This window comes from Microbacterium sp. Bi128, assembly GCF_918698205.1.
In genome coordinates this window covers 1-1,858 of the sequence record NZ_CAKKMM010001018.1, presented here as the reverse complement: position 1 = coordinate 1,858, position 1,858 = coordinate 1, and the positions used below count along the sequence as shown (strand labels likewise).

General features: G+C 65.7%; 2 protein-coding genes. Both read right to left on the bottom strand.

Annotated elements, in window-relative coordinates; genetic code table 11:
* On the bottom strand, positions 1-1,156 hold a 1,156-nt coding region (locus tag LQV45_RS29250), incomplete at its 3' end, for a sugar porter family MFS transporter (RefSeq protein WP_230010567.1).
* Positions 1,153-1,858: sugar phosphate isomerase/epimerase family protein (locus LQV45_RS29245; protein WP_230010564.1), on the bottom strand; the 706-nt coding region annotated here is incomplete at its 5' end. The genes LQV45_RS29245 and LQV45_RS29250, both read right to left, overlap by 4 nt.

The window sequence follows — 1,858 nt, the reverse complement described above, 5'->3', positions numbered from 1 at the left end:
TCTCTGAGAGCATCAGCCAGGTGACCGGTGAGATTGCACCTTGCTGGAAGGCCAGGAATGTCACGGTCAGGGCCAGGATGACGAAGCCCCGGGCGGGGCCCTCGGGGAGGATGAGAGAGAAGACGCCGATCAGGAACAGCGCCGTCGTGGTGCCGAGCTGGCCAGTGATGAGCATCCTCCGCCGTCCCACTTTGCCCAGCAGCCAGATGCCCAGAAACGTGGCGAGAACGGAGATGACGCCGTTGGCGATGTTGGCGGTGAGGGCCGCTTCGCGGCCGAATCCGGACTCGGCGAGGATCTGCGTGCCGTAGTACATGATCGAGTTGACGCCCGTGATCTGCTGGATGACCGCGAGCCCGATCCCCACCATGAAGATGTGCCGGAGCCACGGAACACTGAGGTCCTTCCAGGAGCCCATCTTGGCCTTGTAGTCCTCAACGGCCATGGCCTTGACTTCTTCAAATTCAGCCCTGGCCTCGGACTGGGAGCGGATCCGCTGCAGCACACTGAGGGTTTCGCCGAAGCTGCCCATCGATGCCAGCCAGCGCGGGCTTTCGGGCATGAAGTTCATGCCGACCCAGAGCGCGATCGCCGGCAGGGTTGCGATGACCAGCATCCAGCGCCAGATCCCGCCGGCCTCGCCGAAGCTGTTGCCGAGGTAGGCGTTGAACATGAAGGCCAGCAGCTGGCCCGTGACGATCATCAGCTCGTTTTGGGTGACAATTCGTCCGCGACGGGTACTCGGTGAGACCTCAGCCAGGTACACCGGCACCGTCACCGAGGCCCCGCCCACGGCCAGGCCGAGGATCAGGCGTGCCAGGATCATCACCTCCGTGTTCGGCGCGAAGGTACACGCAAGGGTGCCGGCGAGGAACACCACGGCCAGCACCATGATCATTTTGCGCCGGCCGTGGCGGTCCGCCAGGCGCCCGCCGAAGAGGGCGCCAAAGGCCGCCCCGAACAGCAGCGAGGAGGTCACGAGCCCTTCGGTCAGTGGCGTGAGGCCCAGGTCCACCTGCATGTACGGCAAAGCGCCGTTGATCACGCCGGTGTCGTAGCCGAAGAGCAGTCCGCCGAAAGTGGAGACGATCGTCGCGGTCCGGAGGGCCCGTTTGTGGTTGACGGGCCGTGCCACCTCGGCGACGGGCGCCGTCATAGGCTCGCCTTCGCGACGCGCTGTTTCATGGTCTCCAGCTGGTACCGGGAGACGTCCGCGGCGTGGTCGTCCTCGGCGAAGACGCTGGAGACCATCACCGTATCTTCACGGTCCAGGAAGCCGATCTCCTGCAGGCCGCCGAAGAACTCGTCCCAGTTGACGTCGCCGTCGCCGATTTTCAGGTGCTGGTGCACGCGGACGGGGTTGCCGGGCGGGTTGGTGATGTAGCGCAGCCCGTGTGAGGCGTGGTGGTCCATCGTGTCGGCGACGTGGACCAGGCGCAGCTTGTCGCCCGCGGCCCGCATGATCTCCAGCGGTGCGTTCTTCATGTGGAAGCTGTGCGAGGCCACGTAGACCAGGCCAACATTCTTCGAGTTCAGCCCGCGGATCACGCGGATCGCGGCCAGGCCCTCCTCGACGAAGTCGTCCGGGTGCGGATCGATCAGCAGGTCGATCCCCTCCCGCTCGATGATGGGGAGCAGCTCCTCCATGGAGCGGTAGAAGGCCCGCTCGGATTCTTCGGCCTTCTCCGGCCGGCCGCTGAATTCGGTGTTCATGGTGCCAACGCCCAGGTCCACGGTGATCTGGATGGCGCGTTTCCAGTAGCGGACGGCCGCCTCGCGTGCGTCCTCGTCCGGGCCGGACCAGCGCAGCACGGGCAGCACCGACGCGATTTCGATTCCCGCGTCCTTGCAGGCCGCC